Source organism: Zhihengliuella salsuginis, from assembly GCF_014651715.1.
GTDB lineage: Bacteria > Actinomycetota > Actinomycetes > Actinomycetales > Micrococcaceae > Zhihengliuella > Zhihengliuella salsuginis.
Window position 1 is genome coordinate 105,934 of the sequence record NZ_BMXK01000010.1, and the last position, 22,168, is coordinate 128,101.

The following is a 22,168-nucleotide window of genomic DNA, read 5'->3' on the forward strand; positions in this document are numbered from 1 at the left end:
CTCACGATTTTCGAGCCGGCGCAGATCCGGGTGCGACGTGCGCGAACATCCGCCAGCCTCTCCGGCCAACCCTACGGGAGATTGTATTGTGAGCCGCCTCACCCTACCCTTTAGGAAACATTCGTTTACCGTGAGGGATCAACATGGACATCATCAATTCGGGCATCGTCGTCCTCTATCTCGTCGCGATGCTCCTGTTCGGCTGGTGGGGCAAGTCCCGCACCCGCACCACCAGCGACTATCTGGTCGCCGGACGACGCCTGGGACCGTTCGTGTACACCGGGACCATGGCCGCCCTCGTTCTCGGCGGCGCCTCCACGGTCGGCGGCGTCGGACTGGGCTACCAGTACGGCCTCTCGGGCGCGTGGCTCGTCATCGCGATCGGTTCGGGCGTGCTCCTGTTGAGCCTGTTCTTCGCACCGCGGCTGCAGCGGCTGAAGATCTACACCGTCTCCCAGATGCTCTCGCTGCGCTACGCGTCCCGCAGGGCGACCCAGACCTCGTCGGTTGTCATGCTCGCCTACACCCTGATGCTCTGCGCGACCTCGACGAGCGCCTACGCCACGGTGTTCGTGGTCCTGTTCGGGTGGGAGAAGTGGCTCGCCATCGCCATCGGCGGCGGCGTCGTGGTGCTGTACTCGACGATCGGCGGCATGTGGTCGATCACCCTCGCGGACCAGGTCCAGTTCGTCATCAAGACCATCGGGGTGTTCGCACTCATGTTGCCGTTCACCCTGAACGCCGCCGGCGGCATCGACGGCGTGCGCGAGCGTCTCGGCGCCGAGTTCTTCCAGTGGGACGGCATCGGGACGCAGACCATCATCACCTACTTCGTCGTCTACACGCTCGGCCTGCTGATCGGCCAGGACATCTGGCAGCGCGTCTTCACGGCCCGCACCCCGACCGTGGCCCGCTGGGGCGGCGCCACGGCAGGCGTGTACTGCATCCTCTACGGTGTCGCCGGAGCCGCCATCGGCCTGGCGGCACGCGCCGCCCTCCCCGATCTGGACACCTCCGCCGGCAACGACGTCGTCTACGCGTCGGTGGCGACCGAGGTCCTGCCGGCCGTCGTCGGCGGGATCGTCCTGGCCGCCGCCGTGGCGGCCATGATGTCGACGGCGTCCGGCGCCCTGATCGCTGCTGCCACCGTGGCCCGCAACGACGTGACGCCCATGGTGTCGGGCTGGTTCGGCCGGGGGCGGAAGGCGGAGGGAGCCGAGGTCGACGAGCACGACATCTCCGGGAACCGCTGGTGGGTCCTGGCACTCGGCATCGTGACGGTGGTCCTCGCGATCATCGTCGACGACGTGGTCGCCGCTCTGACGATCTCCTACGACATCCTGGTCGGCGGACTGCTGGTCCCCATCATCGGCGGCCTGGTCTTCCGGCGCGGCAACGGGATCGGCGCGGCGGTCTCCATGGGCGTGGGCACGGTCGTGACGATCGCGACCATCATCGTCCTCGAGATCCGCTCCGACGAGAGGTTCGGCGGCGTCTACGCGAACGAGCCGATCTACTTCGGCCTCGCCGCGTCCGCGGTCGCCTACCTGGCCGTCAGCCTCTTGTCGCGGCCCACAGCACCCGAGGTCATGACGGCTTGGGACGAGCGGCTCGCCGGCCGCGGCGTGCCCACGGATGCCTCCGAGGAGGAGCACCGCGGCCAGACCGAGACCGCCCGGTAGCGACCCGGGGGAACGAAAAACGACGGCGGCCGCTGGGCATGAAGGTGAGCGGCCGCCGTCGTTCCCATCACCGCCGGAACGGTGTGGTCTGGTCTACAGCGAGGAGGCCGGCTCCTGCACCGGGTAGACCTCGCGCAGCAGGTGCGCGGTCTCGGACGGCGTCTTGCCGACCTTGACGCCGGCGGCCTCGAGGGCCTCCTTCTTGGCGTCGGCCGTTCCCGAGGAGCCGGAGACGATGGCGCCGGCGTGGCCCATGGTCTTGCCCTCCGGGGCGGTGAAGCCGGCGACGTAGCCGACGACCGGCTTCGTGACGTTGGCCTTGATGTAGTCGGCCGCACGCTCTTCGGCGTCGCCGCCGATCTCGCCGATCATGACGATGGCGTGGGTCTCCGGGTCGGCCTCGAACGCGGCCAGGGCGTCGATGTGCGTGGTGCCGATGACCGGGTCGCCGCCGATGCCGATGGCGGTGGAGAAGCCCAGATCGCGCAGCTCGTACATCATCTGGTAGGTCAGGGTGCCCGACTTGGACACGAGGCCCACGCCGCCCTTGCCGGTGATGTTCGCCGGGGTGATGCCGACCAGCGACTCGCCCGGGGTGATGATGCCGGGGCAGTTCGGGCCGATGATGCGGGTGATCTGGTTGCCGTCGGCGTCGACCTTGGACTGGGCCAGGGCCCAGAACTCGGCCGCGTCCTGCACGGGCACGCCCTCGGTGATGACCACGACGAGGCCGATCTCCGCCTCGATGGCCTCGACGACGGCGTCCTTGGTGAACTTCGGCGGCACGAACACGATGGAGACGTCCGCGCCGGTCTTCTCGACGGCCTCGGAGACGGCGCCGAAGACGGGCAGCTCGACGTCGGCGCCGTGCTGGTCGGTGTGCGCCACCGTGGTTCCCGCCTTGCGGGCGTTCACGCCGCCGACGATGTTGGTCCCGGCGTGCAGCATGCGGGCGGTGTGCTTGGAGCCCTCGCCGCCGGTGATGCCCTGGACGATGACCTTGGAGTCCTTGTTGATGAAGATAGCCATTTTAGTGTCCCTCGTCCTTAGGCGTTCGCCAGCTCGGCGGCCTTGTCGGCCCCCTCGTCCATGGTGGTGGCAAGCGTGACCAGCGGGTGGTTGGCGTCGGCCAGGATGCGGCGTCCCTCGTCGACGTTGTTGCCGTCCAGGCGGACCACGAGCGGCTTGGTGGCTGTCTCGCCCAGGATGGCGAGGGCCTTCACGATGCCGTCGGCGACGGCGTCGCACGCGGTGATGCCGCCGAAGACGTTCACGAAGACGCTCTTGACCTGCGGGTCGTTGAGGATGACGTCCAGCCCGTTGGCCATGACCTCGGCGGAGGCGCCGCCTCCGATGTCGAGGAAGTTGGCCGGCTTGACGCCGCCGTGGTTCTCGCCGGCGTAGGCGACGACGTCCAGCGTGGACATGACGAGGCCCGCACCGTTGCCGATGATGCCGACTTCGCCGTCCAGCTTCACGTAGTTCAGGCCGGCTTCCTTGGCCTTGGCTTCGAGCGGGTCGGCCGCACCCTTGTCCTCGAGCTCCTCGTGGTCCGCGTGGCGGACCTCGGAGGCGTTCTCGTCCAGGGAGACCTTGCCGTCGAGGGCGATGATGTCGCCGGCGCCGGTCTTGACCAGCGGGTTCACCTCGACGAGCGTGGCGTCCTCTTCGGTGAAGACGGTCCACAGGGTCTTGATGGTCTCGGCGACCGCGGTGCGCAGCTCTTCGGGGAAGTTGGCCTCGGCGACGATCTCGTCGGCCTTGGCCTGGTCGATGCCGACGATCGGGTCGACGGCGACCTTGGCGAGTGCCTCGGGGCGCTCGACGGCGAGCTGCTCGATCTCCACGCCGCCCTCGACCGAGCACATGGCCAGGTAGTTGCGGTTCGCGCGGTCGAGCAGGACCGAGAAGTAGAACTCCTCGGCGATGTCTGCACCCTGCGCGATCATGACCTTGTTGACGGTGTGGCCCTTGATGTCCATACCGAGGATGTTGCTCGCGTACTCGAAGGCCTCATCGGCGTTCTTGGCGACCTTGACGCCGCCGGCCTTGCCGCGGCCGCCGACCTTTACCTGAGCCTTGACCACAACCACGCCGCCGATCTTCTCGGCAGCGGCCTTGGCTTCTTCTGGGGTGTACGCAACGATGCCGGCAAGCACGGGGACGCCGTGCTTCTCGAACAAATCGCGCGCCTGGTATTCATACAGGTCCACGGGCTGTGTCCTTCTACGTCGAAGTCGTGTCTGACTCGGAACGCACGGGCCTAACCCAGCCCGCCGATTCCTTTCGAAGGCCGAATGGGGCCTCCGCGGCGCTTGACGCCTCGCCTAGACTAACGCGTTCGGGCGGCATCACCCAGTTCTACAGGGCGTAGACGGTCAACTTCGCGGCCCCGATTCCGCGCGCAGCGGCACGACGATACGGCAGGTGTGATCCGCCTCTCATGCCTGTCGTGGGCGGGCTACCCGTCCGTCTTGGTCAAGGGCGCGTAGCGCAGCAGCAACCGCTTCTCCTCGGCCCCGAAACCCACCTTGGCGACGGTCTTGTCGCCGCTGCCTTCGAGTGCGACGACGGTGCCGTCGCCGAACGTCGCATGCTTCACCTTGTCGCCGACCTCGAGCGAGACGACTTCCTTCTGCTGCTGGACCCGGCCGCCGGCCCGGACCGTCGGCGCCGTCCGCAGGGTCGCCGTCTCCGGGTCGCCCGCCTGCCGGTTCGAGCGCGAGGACGCGCCCGCACCCCAGTGCGAGCCGGTGTCGTAGCGGCTGGAGCCGAATCCGGAGCCACGGGAGCCGAAGCCTCCGGAGATGGAACCGAATCCACCGGGGGATGCCGACCCCTCGCGTTTCCAGTCCAGCAGGTTCTCGGGGATCTCCTGCAGGAACTGGCTCGCCGGGTTGTACTGGGTCTGCCCCCAGAGGCTGCGGTATTCCGAACGCGAGACGTAGAGGCGCTTCCGGGCGCGGGTCAGGCCGACGTAGGCCAGGCGGCGCTCCTCCGCGAGCTCCTGCTCGTCCATCATCGACCGCTGGTGCGGGAAGATGCCGTGCTCCATGCCGGTCAGGAAGACCACGGGGAACTCGAGGCCCTTGGCGGTGTGGAGGGTCATGAGGGTCACGACGCCCTCCTGCTCGGCCATCGCCGCGCCCTCCTCGTCGACGGGCGCGTCGGGGATCTGGTCCGCGTCGGCGACGAGAGAGACCTGCTCCAGGAAGCCCTCCAGGGAGCCCTCGGGGTTCTCCCGCTCGTAGTCGCGGACGACGGCGACGAGTTCGGCGAGGTTCTCGACCCTGGACTCGTCCTGCGGGTCGGTCGACTTCCGCAGCGTCTCGAGGTAGCCCGTCTGCTCCAGCACGGCTTCGAGCGCCTCGGCCGCGCCGGAGCCCTCCGCGACCGTTGCCAGGTCGTCGACCAGCTTGACGAAGGAGTTGACGTTCTTGAGGCTCCGCGTCGCGATGCCGGGCGCCTCCTCGGCCTTGCGCAGGGCGTCCATGAACGTCAGCCGGTCCCGGGCGGCCAACGCGGCGACGGCGTACTCGGCGCGGTCCCCGATGCCGCGCTTGGGCTCGTTGAGGACGCGCCGCACGTTGACGTCGTCGTCCGGGTTGACCAGCGCGCGCAGGTAGGCGAGGGCGTCCTTGATCTCCTTGCGGTCGTAGAACCGGGTGCCGCCGACGACCCTGTACTTCAGGTCGACGCGCATGAGCTGCTCCTCGAGGGAGCGGGACTGCGCGTTGGTGCGGTAGAAGATCGCGACGTCGCCGGGCCGGATGCCCTCGTCGTCGTTCAGGCGCAGGATCTCGTCGGCGATCCACTTCGCCTCGGCCTGCTCGGACTCGCCGACGTAGCCGGTGATCTTCTCACCGTCGCCCTCGGCCGTCCACAGCTTCTTGGCCGGACGGTCCGGGTTCCTCTCGATCACCGCGTTCGCGGCGGTCAGGATGGTCTGGGTGGAGCGGTAGTTCTGCTCGAGCTTGATGGTCCGCGCGTCCGGGTAGTCCTTGCCGAACTCGACGATGTTGCGGATATCGGCGCCGCGGAACGCGTAGATGGACTGGTCGGAGTCGCCGACGACGGTCAGCTCGCCGCCGGGGGTCTGGCCGTCCGGGCCGGTCAGCGCCCGTACCAGCGCGTACTGGGCGTGGTTGGTGTCCTGGTACTCGTCGACGAGCACGTGGCGGAAGCGCCGCCGGTAGTTGTCGGCGATCCCGGGGAAGGCCCGGAAGATGTTGACGACCTGGCCGATCAGGTCGTCGAAGTCCATCGCGTTCGCCTGCCGCAACCGCTGCGTGTACATCCGGTAGACCTCGGCGACGGCCTTGCTGAAGGGATCCTGGGCGGCCGTCGAGACGTACTCCTCGTCGTCGATCAGCTCGTTCTTCAGCGCCGAGATCTTGTTGAGAATCGCCTTCGGAGCGAACTTCTTGGGGTCCAGTTCGAGCGACTTCGCGATCATCGTGACGAGCCGCAGGGAATCGGCGGCGTCGTAGATCGAGAAGTTCGACTTCAGCCCCACGGCGGCGGCCTCCCTCCGCAGGATCTTCACGCATGAGGAGTGGAAGGTCGAGATCCACATCTTCTCCGCGGCGGCGCCGACGAGCTCGCCGATGCGCTCGCGCATCTCGGCGGCTGCCTTGTTGGTGAAGGTGATGGCGAGGACCTCGTGCGGACGGGAGCGCCCCGTGGCGAGCAGGTAGGCGATGCGGTGCGTCAGGACGCGCGTCTTGCCCGACCCGGCACCGGCCACGATGAGCAGCGGCGTTCCGGCGTGCTTCACGGCCTCGGCCTGTTCGGGGTTGAGTCCGGTCAGCAGCTCTTCCGCCCCGGGCGTCGTCTGCGCTGGTTCCGGCTGTTCGGCTGGTGCGGCGAAGTCGTCGAAGAGAAAATCCATGGTCCATCCAGTCTACGGGCCGGCACCCGCACATCGACCGCGGCCGGTCGCCCATAATGGGTGGATGGCCAAGAAGAAGTCACGCAGCAGGTCCCACCGCCCAGTTCCCGGCGCACCGACCCCACCGGCCGGCCGGGCCGCCGGCGCGAAGGGCCAGGCCGCGCCAAATCCGACGACGCAGCGCTCCGAGGCGCAGGCACGCAGCAACGGCAGCATCATCCTGTGGGCCGGGATCATCGCGTCGGCACTGCTCTTCTGGTACTACCATCTGCTCGCGCTGGGCCAGATGACGGATCTCACGGGCGGGCTCGAGATGCTCGATCAGCGCCTGCTGGGCTACGACGACGCCGCCGTGGCCGAACTGCGGGCCGCCATGGACGTCGACGCCCGCGGCCAGCTGAACTACCTGCACAAGACCGCGGGCCTGCTCTTCCCGCTGTTCTTCGCGCTCGTGACGATGCTCGCGGTCAACCTCAACGTCGCGCGCGGCCCGAAGCGCTGGGGGCTCTGGGCGGTGCCCCTGCTGTTCGCCGTCGTCGACGTGTTCGAGAACAACGCGATCGACCTGCTGCTCTCCGGCGGGGACGGGCAGCCGGCCGTCGCCGTCGTGAGCGCGCTGACGATCGCGCGCTGGGCGCTGTTCTTCGCCTCCGTCGCCATCATGGTCGGCATCTCGATGCTGACGATCCGTGCGCGTGTCAACGACGCCCTTGACGCGGCCCATCCGCGGAACCGTTAGTATGGTTACGCCTCCCGCGCGGGGGCATGCCCCTGTAGCTCAGTTGGATAGAGCGACCCTCTCCTAAAGGGTAGGCCGTCGGTTCAATTCCGGCCAGGGGCACCAGCGGTCCTGCAAGGACCGGGTACGACGACGGGCCCCACCACCAGGTGGGGCCCGTCGTCGTCTGCTCCGACTCTGGTCAGCGCAGCAGCAGCGCGCTGGCCTTCGGCGAGAGGGCCGCGTCGAGGACGGCGCACGCGCCGCCGATGGCACCCAGGTTGTGGCCCAGCTCGCTGGTGAGGACCTCGAGCTCGTGCACGTCCTTCATCAGGAAGCGCTCCTGGAGGATCCGGTCCATGTCGTCGTGGAGGACCTCGTGCAACTCGGACCAGACCGGTCCGCCGACGAAGACCTTGTCGACGTCGAAGGTGTTCGTCAGCTGCGAGACGAGCGACGCCCAGTAGCGGTTGAGGACCTTGACCACGGCGACAGCCGGCTCCTCGCCGTCCTTGGCCTGCCGGACGATCGAGTTCAGCAGTTGCGCACGCTCGTGCATGCTGGAGTCGTCGGTGGCGCTGCCCACGTCGACGCCCAGCTCGCGCGCCTTGGCCAGCACGGCCGGGAAGGCGACGGCCGAGGCGAACGTCGAGGACTCGCCCGAGTCGTCGTCGCTGCCGTCCAGGTTGACGCGGACACGGGCGATCTCGCCGGCGTTGCTGCTCGCCCCGCGGATGACCTCGCCGCCGATGACCATGCCGACGCCGACGCCGGTGCCGATGTAGACGGACATGAAGTTGCGGTCGCGCGCCTCGTCGCCGTTCCACTGCTCGGCGATCGCGGAGGCGACGGAGTCCTTCTCGATCAGCACGTCGAGCGACAGGCGCTCGACGAGCGGCTCCACGACCTCGACCTCGCTCCAGCCGCTCATCAGCGGCGGCGAGACGATCGTTCCGGCCTCGGGGTTGATCGGTCCCGGCGCCGCGACACCGATGCCGACGATGTGGTCCTTCGGCTGGCCGGAGTCCTTGATGAGCTCCTCGACGGCCGTCGCCATCATGGAGATCGTCTCCTCCGGCACCGCGATGTCGCGTTCGACGAACCGGCGGCTGCCGACCACGCGGCCGCGCAGGTTCACCATGACGATCGTGATCTGGCCCGGATCGAGGTGGATGCCGATCGCGAACAGGCGGTCGGCTTCGAGCTCGAGGACGGTGCGCGGCTTGCCGGGGCCGGAGATGACGGTCCGGTCCTCGCGCACGAAGCCGTTGTCCAGGAGCCGGCGCACGACGTTGGAGATGGTCTGCGGGGACAGGCCCGTCGAGGTGGCCAGCTCGACCCGGCTGATACCGTCGTCAGCACGGCGGATCGAGTCGAAAATGACCGCCTGGTTGAAATCACCAAGTCTTCCGAGGTTTGTGCCTCGCTGCATAGAGTCTCCAGAGGTTGTCTACCGCGTACGTAGTCAATGGGCTGTGACGACATGACGACCGCCCTTGTGCACAGTCTGCCGGTTGCGGCGACCTGTCCACGACACCGCCACGCCGTCGGTAGTCAAATAGTATAACGATTAGCTACATTCAAATAGTGCAACATTTTGCGAAACGCCGAAATCGATTGAAATGTTAAGCTTCCATCGTGTCTACATTACTCACCGTCGCCGCAGCTGTTCTTTACGACACGAATGAGCGCATTTTGCTCGTACGCAAACGCGGCACTTCGAAGTATATGCAGCCGGGAGGCAAACTGGAACAGGGCGAGTCCCCTGCCCGGGCCGCGATTCGCGAACTGCACGAAGAACTCGGTCTCCTCTTCGAAGCGGACGCCCTCGTGGACCGCGGCCTCTGGAAGGGCGCCGCGGCCAATGAGCCCGGTACCGCACTGCACGCCTACGTTTTCGATGTCGCCCTCGCGGACGCCGTCAGGCCGGCCGGCAGCCCGCCGCACGACGCCGGTTCGGTCGCCGTGCGCGCCGAGCTCGAGGACGCCGTCTGGATCGCCCCCTCGCGCGCCCTGGAACGGGACGACCTGGCACCCCTGCTGACCGAGTCGATCCTGCCGCGTCTGATCGGCGCGCCGGAGCACCTCCGCCGCGGGGCCGACTAGGCGAACTGCGTGCGGTAGAACTGCGCGTACCGCCCGTCCGCTGCGAGCAGCTCCTCGTGCGTCCCGCGCTCGACGATGCGGCCGGCGTCGACGACGAGGATCTGGTCGGCCGAGCGCACAGTCGAGAGCCGGTGGGCGATCACCACGGCCGTCCGGCCCTGGAGGGCTTCGGTGAGGGCGGCCTGGACCGCGGCCTCGTTGGTGCTGTCCAGCGCCGCTGTCGCCTCGTCGAGCACGACGACCCGCGGGGCGGCCAGCAGCAGCCGGGCGATGGTCATCCGCTGGCGCTCACCGCCCGAGAGCCGGTAGCCGCGCTCCCCGACCATGGTCTCGAGGCCGTCCGGCAGCGCCGAGATGACGTCGCCGAGCCGGGCCCGGCGCAGGGCCTCCCAGACCTGCTCGTCGCTTGCTTCGGGGGCGGCCAGCCGCAGGTTCGCGCCGATCGAGTCGTGGAAGAGGTGGCCGTCCTGCGTCACCATCCCGATGGTGGACCGGAGTTCGGCGAAGGAGACGTCCCGCACGTCGGTACCGCCCAGGCGGACGGCGCCCGACTCCACGTCGTACAGGCGCGTGAGCAGCTGGGCGATCGTCGACTTCCCGGCGCCGGAGGATCCCACGAGGGCGAACGTCTGACCGGCCGGGACCTCGAAGTCGACGCCGTGCAGCACCTCCTCGCCGCCGCGGTGGTCGAGGACGGAGACGTCCTCCAGGGAGGCCAGCGAGACCGCATCCGCGCTCGGGTAGGCGAAGCGGACGTCGTCGAACCGGATGCCCACGGGCCCGGCGGGCACCACCGACGGGTCCTCGCGCTCGGCGATCATCGGCTTCAGGTCGAGGATCTCGAACACGCGGTCGAAGCTGACCAGGGCGCTCATGATCTCCACCCGCGCGTTGGCGAGCCCGGTCAGCGGGACGTACAGGCGGGTCAGCAGCAGCGCGAGCGTCACCACGTCACCCGCGGCGAGCTCGCCGCGCAGCGCGTAGTAGCCGCCCAGACCGTAGACCAGGGCCAGCGCGAGGGCCGCGACGAGCGTCAGCGCGGCGACGAAGTAGAACTGGCGCATCGAGGTCTTGACCCCGATGTCCCGCACGCGGGCAGCCCGGGAGGCGAAATCGGCCGACTCGGCCTCGGGGCGGCCGAAAAGCTTCACGAGCGTCGCCCCGGGGGCGGAGAACCGCTCCGTCATCTGCGTGCCCATGCTGGCGTTGTGCTCGGCGGCCTCGCGCCGCAGACCCGCGATCACGCGCCCCATCCGGCGCGCGGGGATCAGGAACACGGGCAGCATGATCACCGCCAGCAGGGTCACCTGCCAGCTCGTCGACAGCATGACCGCCGCGGTCAGCACCAGTGCGACGGCGTTGCTCACCACCGAGGAGAGGGTGCCGGCGAACGCCGCCTGGGCGCCGAGCACGTCGTTGTTCAGGCGCGAGACCAGCGCACCCGTCCGGGTCCGCGTGAAGAACGCGACCGGCATCCGCTGCACGTGGTCGAACACCTGGGTGCGCAGGTCGAAGATGACCTGCTCCCCCAGCGACGAGGACAGCCACCGGGAGAGCACCGAGACGCCCGTCTCGGCGAGCGCGACGAGCGCGATGAGCCCGGCCAGCCAGCCGATGAGCGACAGCGGGCCGTCGGCGACGATGGCGTCGACGACCCGGCCGGCGAGCACCGGCGTCGCGACCGCGAGGACCGCGGCGACGATCGAGACCGCGATGAACGCGATCAGGCGCCCCCGGTAGGCGCGCGCGAAGCGCAGCACGCGCGACGGGGTTCCCGGCGTGATCGGCTGCTGTTTGTCCTTGGTCAGGCGGTAGAGCGACCCGTAGGCCGCGTGCTCCATACTCACATCAAGGCACGATACCCTCCGCCGCCCGCATCAGGACATCCGGGTCAGGACCGGTCGTCGAACGTGCTCGACGGCTCCTCCGTGTGCGGGACGAACCGGACCATCATCGCCTTGTAGCCGGGAGTGTTGGACTCGCGGGCGACGAGTTCGCGGTGCACGAGCCCGTTGGCCTCCGGGTAGTAGGCGGCCGCGCACCCGCGCGCCGTCGGGTAGCCGACGAGGCGGAAGCGGTTCGCCCGCCGCTCGGTGCCGGCGAACGAGGAGATCACGTCGACGAGCTGCCGGTCCTCGAACCCGAGTTCGACCAGGTCGTCCGGGTGCACGAGGATGACCCGGCGGCCGCCCTTGATGCCGCGGTAGCGGTCGTCCTGGCCGTAGAACGTCGTGTTGTACTGGTCGTGGCTTCGCATCGTCTGCAGGATCAGGTGCCCCTCGGGGGCCATGAGGTACTCGAGCGGGCTGATCGTGAAGTGGGCCCGGCCGGACTCCGTGGCGAAACTGCGGGTGTCACGCGGCGGATTCGGCAGCACGAAACCGTTGCGCCGGCGCACGCGGGCGTTGAAGTCCTCGAACCCGGGCACCACACGCGAGATGTGGTCGCGGATGACGTCGTAGTCCTCGGCCATGGCCTTCCAGTCCACCGGGTGGTCCTCGCCGAGTACCGCAGCGGCCATGCGCGCCACGATGACGGGCTCGGCAAGCAGGTGATCGGAGACGGGGGCCAGACGGCCCTGCGTGGACTTGACGACCGACATCGAGTCCTCGACCGAGAGGAACTGCGGTCCGGAGGGATGCTTGTCGTCGCGGTCCGTGCGGCCCAGCGTCGGCAGGATGATCGACGTCTTGCCGTGCACGACGTGCGAGCGGTTCGGCTTCGTCGAGATGTGGACGGTGAGTCCGGCGCGCATCATGCCGGCTTCGATCGCCTCGGTGTCGGAGCAGGCGAGCGAGAAGTTCCCGCCCATCGAGACGAACACGTCGACGTCTCCGTTCTCGAAGGCCTGCTGGGTCTCGACCGAATCGTGACCGTGCTCGCGCGGGCTCTCGATTCCGAACTCCGCATCGAGTCGGGCGAGCCAGTGCTCCGGCGGCTTCTCCCAGATGCCCATCGTCCGGTCGCCCTGCACGTTGGAGTGCCCGCGCACGGGGCACGCCCCCGCCCCGGGCTTGCCGAAGTTGCCCTGCAGAAGCAGAAGGTTGACGATCTCCCGGATCGTGTCGACCGAGTGCGGCTGCTGCGTCAGCCCCAGCGCCCAGCAGATGATCGTGCCCTTGGACTTGGCCAGCAGATTGGCGACCGTGGCGATCTCCAGCCGCGAGAGGCCGGTGGCCTCCTCGGTGGCGTCCCAGTCGATGACGCTGCGGGCCTCGCGGTAGACATCGAAGCCCTCGGTGTTCTCCGCAAGGAAGTCGTGGTCGACGACGGTCCCCGGCGCGCGCTCCTCCTCCTGCAGCAGCAGGTGGCCGAGGGCCTGGAACAGGGCCAGGTCGCCGCCGACCTTGATCTGCAGGAACTCGTCGGAGATCCGATCGCCGGACCCGACGACCCCGTTGATCTTCTGCGGGTCCTTGAAGTTCATCAGCCCGGCCTCGGGCAGCGGGTTCACGGCGATGACTTTCGCCCCCCGCTCGCGGGCCTCGGCGAGCGCGGAGAGCATGCGCGGGTGATTGGTACCGGGGTTCTGGCCGACGATCATGATGACGTCGGCGTGGTCGAAGTCCTCGAGGGAGACCGTGCCCTTGCCGATGCCGATCGTCGGGGTCATGGCGGACCCGGAGGACTCGTGGCACATGTTGGAACAGTCGGGCAGGTTGTTGGTGCCGAGACTGCGCGCGAAGAGCTGGTACATGAATGCGGTCTCGTTCGCGGTGCGGCCCGACGTGTAGAACGCGCACTTGTCCGGCGTCGTCGCGTGGATGTGCTCGGCGATCGTCGTGAAGGCCTCGTTCCAGCTGATCGGCCGGTAGTGGTCTTCGCCGGCGGTGATCATCATCGGCTCGGTGATGCGGCCCTGGTTGCCGAGCCAGTACTCGGTCTTCCCGCGCAGCTCGCTGATCGGGTGGGCGGCCCACCAGTCGCGGTCGGCGGTGCGCAGGGTGCTCTCCTCGGCGAGCGCCTTGGCGCCGTTCTCGCAGAATTCGGCCGTCTTGCGGCGCCCCTTGATGGTTTCCGGCCAGGCGCAGCCCGGGCAGTCGACGCCGTGCGGCTGGTTGACCTGCAGCATCGAGCGCACGGTCCGGCTGACTCCGGCCTGGGCGACGCCGCGCTCAAGGGCCACCATGACGGCCTTGACTCCCGCCGCGGACGTCTTCGGTGCCTTGACGTCGAGGTCATCCTCGTTGATGTCCTCGACAGGCGCTGGTTTATGCATCGTTCCTCCTGATGGCGATCCGTTCCGGATGCGTGTAGACGTTAACGCTACTCCCCCGGCTGAACCCGGCGACAGTGACTTGCTCGGATTCGGCGAGTTCTACGGCAAGTGACGACGGCGCGCTCACTGCGGAGAGAATATTGATCCCCGCCATGCGGGTTTTCTGGACCAGTTCGAACGAGGCCCGGCCGGACACCTGGAGCACCGTGCCGTGCGACGGGAGCAGCCTCTCGCGCAGCGCCCACCCGACGACCTTGTCGACGGCGTTGTGCCTCCCGACGTCCTCGCGCAGGCAGAGCAGGTTGCCCTCGTAGTCGAACAGCCCGGCGGCGTGGACCCCGCCGGTGCGGGAGAAGATCTCCTGCCGCTCGCGCAGGAGGTCGGGCAGCGCGAGGAGGACGTCGAGCGGCAGCCGCCCGGCGTCGTCGTCCCCGTCCTCCGGTGCGGGCGCCAGCGGCAGCCGCGCGGACTTGCCGACGGCGTCGATCGATGCGGTCCCGCAGATGCCGCACGCGCTCGTGGTCGTGACGTTGCGCTGCTGTCCCGGCGTCGGGGCGTGGGCGGTAGGCGCCAGCTGCGCCTCGACGACGTTGAACGTCTGGCGGCCGGACTCGTCCTCGCCGGCGCAGAAGCGCATGCTCACCAGATCGTCCGCGGACGCGATGACGCCCTCGCCGGTGAGGAAGCCGGCGACCAGGTCGAAGTCGTCGCCCGGCGTGCGCATCGTGACGGTGAACGCCGTCTGCCCGCTGCCCGGCACGTCGGGAATACCGAGGCGGATCTCGAGCGGCTCCTCGGCCGCCAGAGTGTCCTCGCGGCGGCGTTCGCCACCGTCGGCGCTCAGCCGGATGATGCGGCGGCGGGTGGTCTTGCGGCCCATCGGGCTCCCTTCGGGTCGGTTGGGGGGGGGGGTGGTTCAGGTCCAGGGCAGGGGCACGCAGTCGACGCCGTCGCCCGGGGAGAGCCCTTCCGGCGGGACGGCCAGGAAGCACGACGAGTCGGCGAGCCCGCGCAGCATGGCGGGGCCCCGGTGGGTGGCAGCGCTCGCACGCACGCCGCTCTCGTCGCCGTCGAGCCGGGCGGGGACCAGCCGGTAGCGGCCCGGCAGCGGATCGAACCGCTCGGTCGACCGGGCCCGCCGCAGGACGGGCAGCGAGCGGGCCGTCGCTCCGGCGAGCACGGGGCCGCCGAGCGTGACGAGGGCCGCCATCGCGGCCAGCGGATTTCCCGGCAGCGCGATGACCAGCGCCCCGTCGCAACGGCGCGCGAGCAGCGCGGGGTGGCCCGGGCGCATCGCGATCTGGTCGACGAGCAACTCCGCGCCGAGCTCGGCCAGCGCCGGGCGGATGTGGTCCGCGCCCGAGTGTCCGGTGCCGCCGGTCGCGATGACGACGTCGACGCCGCCGGCTCCCAGCGCCCGCACGGTCGCGGCGTGGTCGTCTCCGATCCGGGTACTGTCCACGACGGTTCCGCCGAGCCCGCGGACCGCGGCGGGCAGGACCGGCCCGAAGGCGTCCCGGACGAGCCCGTGGCCCGGGAGGCCCGCCGTGACGACCTCGTCGCCGGTCAGTACCAGTCCGACCCGCGGGACGCGCAGGGTCGGCAGCTCGTCGAGTCCGGCCACGGCGGCGGCCGCGAGGTGGCCGGGAGTCAAGAACGTGCCCGCGGAGAACAACCGCTCGCCGGCATGGGCCTCCCGGCCGGCTGGACGGATGTCGGCGAGGTGCCCGACCGGTTCCGTCGCATGCAGCAGCCGGCGGGCCTCCCCGGTGCCGCCACCACGGGGAGCGTCGGCGAGGCGCCCCCGCTCGCGCCGCAGCACGGCGGTGGCGCCGCCGGGCAGCGGCGACCCGGTGACGATGACGACGCCCTCCCCCGGTGACAGCGACGTCGTCGTTCTCGCGTCGCCGTCCAGCACCTGCCACGGGCCATCGCCGGCGACGGCCCAGCCGTCCATGGCGGAGGCGGCGAAGTGGGGGATCTCATTCGTCGCGTGGACGTCCGCGGAGAGGACGTGGCCGAGTGCGTCCTCCAGCCCGACGGGCTGGCGCACGGGCTCGTCGGCGGTATCGATCAACTGCCGGCCCGCGAGGTGGGCGGTTTCGCGGGCGGCGGGCCAGGCGGCGTTTCCTGCGGCCGGGCGGGGAGGGGCCTCCGGCGGTCTCCGGTCGCTCACGGGAGCGCTACCCCTCCGCGCGGTCGGCGATGGCACGGCGGGCGAGGGCGTCGGCCTCGGCGGCGGCGTTCTCCCCGCCCGCCTCCGAGCGTGCAGCCGCGAGCCCGGCCGCGTAGCCGGCGATGTAGGTCGTCAGGGGCGCCGCCGGACGCACGATGGCGTGGGCGGCCTCGCCGGCGAGGGAGAGGATGCGCTCGATGTCGACGGGCGCGTCCTCGAGCCCGTAGGCCGACGTCAATTCGCGGGCCCACGCGTCGAGCTCGGGGTGCTCGCCCCGGCCGGTGCCCGGTGTTTTCTCGGCTTCCATGTCGTCCTCCTGCGGTGCCTTCTTCTCGGGCGCGGCTGGCGCCGTGATCCCGGCGCGTGCGGCGTCGTCCCACGTGTCGACGTCGGCGAAGAGCTCGGCGGGGTCCGCCCCGGCGGGCTCCGCCGTTGTCAGGTGGGCCACACCGACTTTACCAAGCAGTGCCCTCATCGACGCATTCGCGAGCGTCCCCTCGCGACGCAGTTCGCCGACGGCGCGGCGCAGGGCGGCGCGGTCCCAGAGCGACGCGAGCGGCTGGTCCCACCCGTCGACGTCGCGCGGCACCCATGCCTCCCGGCCCGGTTCTGCGTCGGCACCCGCCGCGGAGCCCTCCTCCGCGCGGCGGAGGACCGCGAGGATCCGCTCCGGCCGGGCGTAGTCGACCGCCAGGACGACGCAGAGCCCGGCGTCTTCCGGTGCCCATTCCCCCGCGCCGTCCAGGGCGTCGATCCCGGCGCCGACGGCCGCGGCGGGACCCGCGAACGCGGGTGTCTCGCGGGTGAGGAGGATCCTGACTCCGTGGACCGCGGCGAGCCGGTCCACCCGGTCGCGCAGGCCGGAAGGCCCGACGACGGCGATCACGTCGACTGCCCGGCCGGCCGCCGGCGCACCGCTCGTGGCGGCGGGCGGGGACGCACCGCTCGTGGCGGCGGGCGGGGACGCGAGGGCGGCGACGGCGCGGTCGAGGAGGCTGGCGCCGTCGTACGTCAGGGCCGCCTTGTCGGCGCCGCCGAGCCGCGAGCCGCGACCGCCGGCGAGGACGATCGCGGCCCTCAGGCCGCCTCGGTGCTCAGGAATTCGTTCCATGCTTCTGCCGGGCGCTCCAGTTCCGAGATGTAGCAGGCCGGCCCGTGCGGGGCGACGGGCTGGAATTTCAGCTTCCACCCTAGCTGCCGGAGGGTCCGGTTGCCCTTCTTCCCATTGCATGTCAGGCAGCACGCGACGAGGTTCTCCCAGGAGTCCGCGCCCCCGAGCGACCGGGGGTGGATGTGGTCGACGGTCGACGCGTGGCGCCCGCAGTAGGCGCAGGTGTGGCCGTCGCGCCGCAGGACGCCCCGACGGGTGACATGGGCCGGGCTGCGGTAGGGGACTCGCACGTAGCGGTTGAGGAGGATGACGGAGGGCCGGGAGACGACGTCGCTGGGTCCGACGACGGGGTCGGGGTCCTCGGCGAGGATGCTGGCCTTCCCCGTCAGGACGAGGAGCAGCGCGCGGCGGAATGTCACCACCGCTAGGGGCTCGTATCCAGCATTCAGTACTAGGGTTCGCATACGCGTTCCTCACGGTCCTGCTCGCCGCGGGCGTCGATGGTGCTTCCCCCACGGCGTACGACGTGGCTCTTCCGTCATCCAGCCTAACGGTGCCGCCGCGCCGGTGATGTGTCCTGCACCACGCGCCGGGGCGTGTCGTACGCGAATTCGGCGGGCCGTCACCCCCGGTGCGCCTCGCCGTCATCTGGCGGTTCGCCGCCGTTCAGCCACGACTTCCCCGGGTCCCGACCCCTCGTTAAACGCCGCTGGCCCGTCCGCGGGTTGCGCGGACGGGCCAGTGGAGAGAGGTTGCGGCAGATGACTGCCGCGTACCGGCGCGGGGCCGGTCGCCGGTGTTAGCCGGCCAGCGTGTAGTAGCCGTAGAGCGGGCCGTAGACGCTGTCGGCCGGGCGGATGACGGTGCCGACCGAGGGGTTCTGGGCGCCGATGATCTGGCCGTTGCCGATGTAGATGCCGACGTGGCCTCCGCCGTTCTGGAAGACGAGGTCGCCCAGCTTCGGCGAGGACGTGCGGACGAACTGGCTGGAGGCCAGGATGTTGGAGGTGCCGCGGGCGACGGAGATGCCGTGCTGCGCGTAGATCCACTGGACGAAGCCGGAGCAGTCCCAGCCGGACGGCGAGCTTCCGCCCCAGACGTAGGGGGTGCCCTGGTACTGGGCGGCCATGGCTGCGATCGCGGCACCGGTGCCGCTGGCGGCGGCCTCGACGACCGGCTCGGGCTCCGGTGCGGCCTCGGCGGCCGGCGCTGCGGCGGCGCTCGCGCCCTCGTTCACGTTCTCGCGGGTCGTGGCGGCGTACTGCGCCTCGTCCTCGACTTCCTCGACCTCTTCGGCGACGGCCACGACGACCGGCTCGGGCTCGGGGGCCGGGGCCGCCTCGATGACAACGCGCTCGACCTCGAAGTCTTCGACGGCCTTCGCGGAGACGGTCACTGCGGAGACTGCGGTGCGCTCGACCGGGAGGGTCTCGACCGGGGCGCTGGCGGCCTCGCGGGCCACCGGGTTGGCCTGTGCCGGGACGCCCATGGTGAGGACGAGGCCGGATGCTGCGGCGATGACGGCGGCCTGGCGGCCGACGGAGCCGGCGTTGGACGCTACGGCTTTGGAAACACCCTCGAGCGGGTTGCTGCGTACTGGAGCCGCGCGGTGGCGACCGAGTGCATGGCGCTTGGACAAAGTTATACCTCTCCCTATGTCTACGAGGTGAGCTGTCGGGTTCGAGTGGGAGTCACCCGGCGGCCGGAACAGGTTCTGTTCCGATCGCTTAACCCCAAGGGCCGTGGCCCTCAAGATCTCTTGGATCCTGTGTTTGGTTCCCCCGCCACTGCCAAGCGTGTTTGTAACGAACGGGCCTCGGTCGGCGGCAGTGTTGAACACTCCGTCCGAGGGTGCTGAGCCCATACGGGGCCCGGCACGATGTCAACGGTATACGAATCCGGACCGAATGTCACGTTAAGGTCACGGAACGATATTTTTCCGGTCTCGCCGGATTGAAACTACAACCAACCAGCCGGATCGACGGCGGTGCCGTCGACGAGGACCTCGAAGTGCAGGTGGCAACCGGTAGAGTTGCCGGTCGTCCCGGCCAGGGAGACGACGTCGCCGCGCTCGACGGTCTGGCCGACTGACACCTTCAACGACGTGTTGTGGTTGTAGGTCGTCTCGAGGCCGTTGCCGTGGTCGACGCGGACGCGGTTGCCGGAGTGGCCCGCGTAGCCTGCCTGGACGACGGTTCCGGCCGCGGCAGCCTTGACCGGCGTACCGCAGGCGATGCCGTAGTCCTGGCCGATGTGGCTGACCATGCCGGCTCCACCCCACGGGTTCGCCCGGTAGCCGAAGCGGGAGGTGATGCGGACCGTGTCGAGCGGCTGCGCGAGCACACCCGCGGTCTCGACCTTCGTGACGTCGCCGCTGGCGGCCGTCATCACCTGGTCCAGGTGGTCCTCCTCGGTGAAGGAGCTCTTCACGGAGGCGAGTTCGATATCGAAGTCGTCGGACTCGGCCACGACGACGTCCTCCACGGTCGCCTGGACCTCCGCCTTGGCGCGTGCCTCCTGGCCGGGATCGCCCACCTGCGGCCACGCGGCCGTCAGTGCGAGGCCGGAAACGGCCGCGGCGGCGGCGATCTTGTGGCTGGCGGCGACGCGCATCCGGCTCGGCGACGGCGCCTGACGACGCTCTTCCAAGTCGACCACGGGGGCCGCTGCTTCCGGCTCGGCCTCGGCGGCCCTGGCTGCCAGCTCGTCCAGCTGGGAGGCCTCGACTCCGGTGTAGCGCAGGCCGCTCTTGTAGCGGTGCCCGACATAGGCGGGATCCGCCGGCGCGACTCGCTCCTGCTCTCCCGTGTCTGCTTGCAGACGGCGGCGTTCGGCGCCGCGCGGACGACGGAGGGGCGCCTCGGCGCCCGCATCGTCGTCCCGGGCCGCATCGCGGCCGTGGGACATGTTCTCAGTCAATCGATTACCTCTCGGATGCCTGCGAAGTTAGCTGTCGGATTCGGGTGTGAGATGCACCCGGCCGCCACTCCCCCAACTTGGAGATTGACTGACTTCACCCCTGGGTCGCGCGGCACAGGTCCGACCCGTGCGCTTCGCTCCCGCGATAGATGGTTCCCCCGCCTCTGCCGGAAAGTGTTCGGTTCACGGATCCCGACGGCAGAGCTCGGCGAACTCGGAATCCGATGGCTAGGACTAGTCCCAGCTGTTACCAACAGTAACGGAGACGCTACAAAGTTACAATTCCGTTATCGTTTTCCCCGTCACGGCCGATTCCGTTATTCGCCGGCCTCCACGAAGACGTGGGCGCTGACCTCGGCGGGCAGCTCGAGCGCCCCCTCGACCCCCTCGACGCGGACGACGACGTACTCGCCGGCGCGCTCCAGCGTGACCGTGGCGCCCGGGCGGATCCCGCCTTCGTTGAGCTGCCCCAGCAGCACCGGGTCGACCTGGATGGTCTCGGCCAGACGCAGGACCTTCACGGGCCCGGCCTCGCCGCCGGTCAACGCGTCGTCGAGGTTCTGGACCCCGCGGCCGAAGTCGGCGCCGACGGGACCGCCCAGGGCATCCAGGCCGGGGATCGGGTTCCCGTACGGCGACTCGGACGGCTGGCCCAGCAGGTCGAAGAGCCTCCGCTCGACGCGTTCGCTCATGACGTGCTCCCAGCGGCACGCCTCGTCGTGCACGTACTCCCAGTCGAGCCCGATCACGTCGGCGAGCAACCGCTCGGCCAGGCGGTGCTTGCGCATGACCTCGGTCGCCAGCTGGCGGCCGGCGCCGGTCAGTTCGAGATGACGGTCTTTCGAGACCACGAGGAGGCCGTCGCGCTCCATGCGCGCGACCGTCTGCGACACGGTCGGGCCCGAATGCCCCAACCGCTCCGCGATGCGCGCCCGCAGGGGCGTGATCCGCTCCTCCTCGAGTTCCAGAATGGTCCTCAAGTACATCTCTGTTGTATCGATCAGGTCAGTCACGCAGGTGGCTCCCAGAGGGCATTCGAAGGGTGTATTGGAACTGGTTCTTACTCTACCCCGCGTTAACAATCCTTCCCGGGTTCAGGTTTGGACCTCGCGCTGGGTGAACATGGAAGCAGCGCGTGCGCGGCACCTGTGCCACGCGCGCATGACAAGAGCCGGCCGCGACCGGCCTCGAACGGCGATCACCTACCGCAGGAGCCAACGTGAGCGAACACCTGACCATCCCCGAGAACCTGTTGCCGGCCGACGGGCGGTTCGGGGCCGGCCCGTCCAAGGTCCGCCGCGGCCAACTGGACGCGCTGCTCGCCGCCGGGACCTCCATCCTGGGCACCTCCCACCGCCAGGCCCCGGTGAAGAACCTGGTGAAATCCGTGCAGGAGGGCCTGCTCGACCTCTTCAAGGCTCCCGAGGGCTACCAGGTGGTCATGGGTGTCGGCGGTTCGACCGCTTTCTGGGACACCGCATCGTTCGGCCTGGTGGAGAACAAGGCCCAGCACCTGTCCTTCGGCGAGTTCGGTTCGAAGTTCGCCAAGGCCACCAACACCGCCCCGTTCCTCGCCGACTCGTCGATCATCACGGCCGAGCCGGGCACCCGACCCGACCCGGTCGCCGAGGAAGGCGTCGACGTCTACGCGTGGCCGCAGAACGAGACCTCGACGGGCGTTGCCGCTCCGGTGAAGCGCGTCGCCGGGGCCGATGAGGGTTCGCTCGTCGTCGTCGACGCCACCAGCGCCGCCGGCGGCCTGGACGTCGATGTCTCGGAGACGGACGTCTACTACTTCGCCCCGCAGAAGAACTTCGCGTCCGACGGCGGCCTCTGGCTGGCACTGTTCTCCCCGGCCGCGCTCGAGCGCGCCGAGCGGGTCGCGTCGACCGGCCGCTGGGTCCCGGATTTCCTGAACCTGAAGACGGCGATCGACAACTCTGCCAAGAACCAGACGTACAACACCCCGAGTCTGTCGACCCTCGTCACCCTGGACGACCAGGTCAAGTGGATGCTCTCCAACGGCGGTCTGGACTGGGCGACGGCCCGCACCGCGGATTCTGCCTCGCGCATCTACGGGTGGGCCGAGGCGTCGTCGGTTGCGACCCCGTACGTGGTCAACGCCCAGGACCGCTCGAACGTCATCGCCACGATCGACTTCGACGAGTCGGTCGACGCCGCCGCGATCTCCAAGGCCCTGCGCGCCAACGGCGTCGTGGACACCGAGCCGTACCGGAAGCTGGGCCGCAACCAGCTGCGCGTGGCGACGTTCGTCGCGATCGAGCCGGACGACGTCACGGCCCTGACGAACTGCATCGACTACGTCCTCGAGAACCTCTAGGGGTC

The 22,168-nt window shown here is 69.6% G+C and carries 17 protein-coding genes, 1 tRNA gene and 2 riboswitches; of the genes, 5 read left to right on the forward strand and 13 right to left on the reverse strand.

The genetic code is table 11. The annotated features are described in order from the left end of the window. The first annotated feature begins 143 nt into the window (after positions 1 to 143). A complete protein-coding gene (locus tag IE069_RS12145) occupies positions 144 to 1,682 on the forward strand; it encodes a sodium:solute symporter family protein (RefSeq protein ID WP_189350834.1) in 1,539 nt (512 codons plus the stop codon). 93 nt (positions 1,683 to 1,775) lie between these two features. Here the strand turns inward: IE069_RS12145 and sucD are convergent, their stop codons facing one another. From sucD to pcrA, 3 genes are all read right to left on the reverse strand, one after another. Continuing rightward, positions 1,776 to 2,711, reverse strand: a complete 936-nt coding sequence (gene sucD, locus IE069_RS12150; protein WP_189350835.1) for a succinate--CoA ligase subunit alpha — start codon at positions 2,709 to 2,711, stop codon at positions 1,776 to 1,778. 17 nt (positions 2,712 to 2,728) lie between these two features. After that, positions 2,729 to 3,895 (reverse strand): ADP-forming succinate--CoA ligase subunit beta, encoded by a 1,167-nt coding sequence (sucC, locus tag IE069_RS12155; protein WP_189350836.1) that lies wholly within the window; start codon positions 3,893 to 3,895, stop codon positions 2,729 to 2,731. Positions 3,896 to 4,143: 248 nt separating this feature from the next. Further along, positions 4,144 to 6,573 (reverse strand): DNA helicase PcrA, encoded by a 2,430-nt coding sequence (pcrA, locus tag IE069_RS12160; RefSeq protein WP_189350837.1) that lies wholly within the window; start codon positions 6,571 to 6,573, stop codon positions 4,144 to 4,146. A 64-nt stretch (positions 6,574 to 6,637) separates the two neighbouring features. Here pcrA and IE069_RS12165 point away from each other — a divergent pair, with 64 nt between their 5' ends. Further along, entirely contained in the window at positions 6,638 to 7,312 is a 675-nt protein-coding gene (locus IE069_RS12165; protein WP_189350838.1) for a hypothetical protein, read from the forward strand. Positions 7,313 to 7,340: 28 nt separating this feature from the next. Then, a tRNA-Arg gene (locus IE069_RS12170) sits at positions 7,341 to 7,417 on the forward strand. 76 nt (positions 7,418 to 7,493) lie between these two features. Here the strand turns inward: IE069_RS12170 and IE069_RS12175 are convergent. Next, complete coding sequence (locus tag IE069_RS12175; protein ID WP_189350839.1) at positions 7,494 to 8,723, reverse strand: ROK family transcriptional regulator; 1,230 nt, start codon at positions 8,721 to 8,723, stop codon at positions 7,494 to 7,496. Positions 8,724 to 8,929: 206 nt separating this feature from the next. Between IE069_RS12175 and IE069_RS12180 the strand changes: the two genes are divergently transcribed. After that, positions 8,930 to 9,397, forward strand: a complete 468-nt coding sequence (locus tag IE069_RS12180; RefSeq protein WP_189350840.1) for an NUDIX hydrolase — start codon at positions 8,930 to 8,932, stop codon at positions 9,395 to 9,397. Here IE069_RS12180 and IE069_RS12185 read toward each other — a convergent pair. The 9 genes from IE069_RS12185 to IE069_RS12225 all read right to left on the reverse strand — a co-directional run bounded on the left by IE069_RS12185 (position 9,394) and on the right by IE069_RS12225 (position 20,835). Continuing rightward, the gene (locus tag IE069_RS12185) at positions 9,394 to 11,244 is read right to left on the reverse strand and encodes an ABC transporter ATP-binding protein (protein ID WP_189350841.1); all 1,851 of its coding nucleotides are present in this window, start codon (positions 11,242 to 11,244) and stop codon (positions 9,394 to 9,396) included. The two genes, IE069_RS12180 and IE069_RS12185, sit on opposite strands and share 4 nt — an antisense overlap. Positions 11,245 to 11,288: 44 nt before the next feature. After that, complete coding sequence (locus tag IE069_RS12190; protein WP_189350842.1) at positions 11,289 to 13,616, reverse strand: FdhF/YdeP family oxidoreductase; 2,328 nt, start codon at positions 13,614 to 13,616, stop codon at positions 11,289 to 11,291. Then, a complete protein-coding gene (fdhD, locus tag IE069_RS12195) occupies positions 13,609 to 14,496 on the reverse strand; it encodes a formate dehydrogenase accessory sulfurtransferase FdhD (protein ID WP_189350843.1) in 888 nt (295 codons plus the stop codon). Before fdhD ends, IE069_RS12190 begins: the two co-directional genes overlap by 8 nt. 36 nt (positions 14,497 to 14,532) lie before the next feature. Continuing rightward, on the reverse strand, positions 14,533 to 15,792 hold the full coding sequence (locus IE069_RS12200) for a molybdopterin molybdotransferase MoeA (protein ID WP_189350844.1): 1,260 nt from the start codon (positions 15,790 to 15,792) through the stop codon (positions 14,533 to 14,535). Positions 15,793 to 15,799: 7 nt separating this feature from the next. Then, complete coding sequence (locus IE069_RS12205) at positions 15,800 to 16,903, reverse strand: DUF6457 domain-containing protein (RefSeq protein ID WP_189350845.1); 1,104 nt, start codon at positions 16,901 to 16,903, stop codon at positions 15,800 to 15,802. Then, positions 16,870 to 17,367: an HNH endonuclease gene (locus IE069_RS12210; protein WP_189350846.1), complete on the reverse strand. Its 498-nt coding sequence runs from the start codon at positions 17,365 to 17,367 to the stop codon at positions 16,870 to 16,872. The genes IE069_RS12205 and IE069_RS12210 overlap by 34 nt, the downstream gene beginning before the upstream one ends. A gap of 335 nt (positions 17,368 to 17,702) precedes the next feature. Further along, positions 17,703 to 18,542, reverse strand: coding sequence for a C40 family peptidase (locus IE069_RS12215; protein WP_189350847.1), 840 nt, complete (start codon positions 18,540 to 18,542; stop codon positions 17,703 to 17,705). 3 nt (positions 18,543 to 18,545) lie between these two features. Then, positions 18,546 to 18,716, reverse strand: a riboswitch (cyclic di-AMP (ydaO/yuaA leader). A gap of 146 nt (positions 18,717 to 18,862) precedes the next feature. Then, a complete protein-coding gene (locus IE069_RS12220) occupies positions 18,863 to 19,822 on the reverse strand; it encodes a M23 family metallopeptidase (RefSeq protein WP_229791129.1) in 960 nt (319 codons plus the stop codon). Position 19,823: 1 nt separating this feature from the next. Then, a riboswitch (cyclic di-AMP (ydaO/yuaA leader) is annotated at positions 19,824 to 20,016 on the reverse strand. A gap of 123 nt (positions 20,017 to 20,139) precedes the next feature. Beyond that, positions 20,140 to 20,835, reverse strand: a complete 696-nt coding sequence (locus IE069_RS12225) for an iron-dependent transcriptional repressor DtxR (protein ID WP_189350848.1) — start codon at positions 20,833 to 20,835, stop codon at positions 20,140 to 20,142. Positions 20,836 to 21,041: 206 nt separating this feature from the next. Between IE069_RS12225 and serC the strand changes: the two genes are divergently transcribed. Next, entirely contained in the window at positions 21,042 to 22,163 is a 1,122-nt protein-coding gene (serC, locus tag IE069_RS12230) for a phosphoserine transaminase (RefSeq protein ID WP_189350849.1), read from the forward strand. Positions 22,164 to 22,168 lie beyond the last annotated feature (5 nt).

What these genes read in the sequence shown, in the direction of transcription:
- IE069_RS12145 (WP_189350834.1), top strand. Translation starts at nt 144, where the DNA reads ATGGACATCATCAATTCGGGCATCGTCGTCCTCTATCTCGTCGCGATG.
- sucD (WP_189350835.1), bottom strand. Translation starts at nt 2,711, where the DNA reads ATGGCTATCTTCATCAACAAGGACTCCAAGGTCATCGTCCAGGGCATC.
- pcrA (WP_189350837.1), bottom strand. Translation starts at nt 6,573, where the DNA reads ATGGATTTTCTCTTCGACGACTTCGCCGCACCAGCCGAACAGCCGGAA.
- IE069_RS12165 (WP_189350838.1), top strand. Translation starts at nt 6,638, where the DNA reads ATGGCCAAGAAGAAGTCACGCAGCAGGTCCCACCGCCCAGTTCCCGGC.
- IE069_RS12175 (WP_189350839.1), bottom strand. Translation starts at nt 8,723, where the DNA reads ATGCAGCGAGGCACAAACCTCGGAAGACTTGGTGATTTCAACCAGGCG.
- IE069_RS12190 (WP_189350842.1), bottom strand. Translation starts at nt 13,616, where the DNA reads ATGCATAAACCAGCGCCTGTCGAGGACATCAACGAGGATGACCTCGAC.
- fdhD (WP_189350843.1), bottom strand. Translation starts at nt 14,496, where the DNA reads ATGGGCCGCAAGACCACCCGCCGCCGCATCATCCGGCTGAGCGCCGAC.
- IE069_RS12205 (WP_189350845.1), bottom strand. Translation starts at nt 16,903, where the DNA reads ATGGAACGAATTCCTGAGCACCGAGGCGGCCTGAGGGCCGCGATCGTC.
- IE069_RS12210 (WP_189350846.1), bottom strand. Translation starts at nt 17,367, where the DNA reads ATGCGAACCCTAGTACTGAATGCTGGATACGAGCCCCTAGCGGTGGTG.